The sequence below is a fragment of the Pseudarthrobacter sp. NamE2 genome (assembly GCF_005796205.1).
GTDB lineage: Bacteria > Actinomycetota > Actinomycetes > Actinomycetales > Micrococcaceae > Arthrobacter.
Map to the genome: position 1 here is coordinate 1 of NZ_VAHN01000045.1, position 711 is coordinate 711.

The following is a 711-nucleotide window of genomic DNA, read 5'->3' on the forward strand; positions in this document are numbered from 1 at the left end:
CGGAGCAACGGAGAGTTCATCCACCGCAGACCAACCTGCCGGCCTTGCCGGACAGTACTCGGGCACCCAGTACGGCGACCAGTACAGCGAGTCATACCAGCCTGCCGGCGGTACCGTACCGCCTCCCCCGGTCCAGCTTCCGGGTCCGGCCACCACCACGGCAGGATACGACGGCGGCGCGCCCGGCAGCGGCTATGCCGAGCCCGCGCGTCCGGCCAGCCCGCTGGACAGCCCTCAGGTGGTGGAAGAGGAGCCCTGGTCCGGAAACCGGACAGCTGAGGACCCCCTGGGTGACCCCCGGCTTGCCGCTGATCCGCTGGATGATGATCCCCTCGCCCGCGACCGCCGTGCCGGCGGGCAGTCAGGCGGGCTCTGATGAGTAGCCAGATTCCGGAGGTGCCGCCGGGTGAGGCGCATCAAAAGGCCGATAACACGTCGCTGGGTGACCTGCTCGGGGAGGTGACCCGGGACCTGTCCACCCTGATGCGCCAGGAACTCGAACTGGCCAAGGCCGAAGCCAAGCAGTCCGCGACCCGGGCCGGGAAGGGCGGCGGCATGCTCGTCGGCGCCGGCGTCGCCGGGCACTTCGTCCTGGTGTTCCTGTCCCTGGCCCTGATGTTCGCCCTCGGCGCGCTAATGCCGCTGGGCTGGGCCGCGGTGATCGTGGCCGTGATCTGGGCCATCATCGCCGCAATCCTGGCCTCGATCGGC

Annotated in this window: 1 protein-coding gene and 1 pseudogene; both read left to right on the top strand. The window is 70.2% G+C overall.

Annotated features, from left to right (window positions below; all coding sequences use genetic code 11):
- A pseudogene (locus tag FDW83_RS18925) lies at positions 1 to 376 on the top strand (hypothetical protein); the annotation flags it as partial.
- Positions 376 to 711 (top strand): phage holin family protein (locus FDW83_RS18930; RefSeq protein ID WP_171027625.1); only part of this gene is annotated, 336 nt, incomplete at its 3' end. The pseudogene FDW83_RS18925 and the gene FDW83_RS18930, both read left to right, overlap by 1 nt.